Origin of the sequence: Neisseria sp. WLZKY-1, assembly GCF_046546535.1 — a bacterium.
In the GTDB taxonomy this organism is placed as follows: Bacteria; Pseudomonadota; Gammaproteobacteria; order Burkholderiales; family Neisseriaceae; genus Neisseria.
Genome location: NZ_JBKGTW010000158.1, coordinates 1 through 267, shown reverse-complemented (window position 1 = coordinate 267; position 267 = coordinate 1). Strand labels below are relative to the sequence as shown.

Sequence of the window (267 nt, the reverse complement as noted above, 5' to 3'; positions counted from 1 at the left end):
TACTTACTTCGGGCACAGCTTCGGCGTTATGGTTCTATTAGACAGCATCAGCGGCAAAGCTCTATCCGTAACCGAAGTCAAATACGAAACCAATACCTTGTACGCCGAAGCCATAAGCAGCCTGAAAGCCAAAGGTATTGAAGTACAAAGTATTGTTTGCGATGGTCGTAAAGGACTGCCGCAATTATTCCCCAATATCCCTGTACAACTTTGCCACTTCCATCAAGTCAAAACCGTTGGTCGCTATCTAACGCGCAATCCGCAAAC

Annotated in this window: 1 pseudogene; it reads left to right on the top strand. The window is 46.1% G+C overall.

Annotated features, from left to right (window positions below):
- A pseudogene (locus ACLD9W_RS12650) lies at nucleotides 1-267 on the top strand (hypothetical protein); the annotation flags it as partial.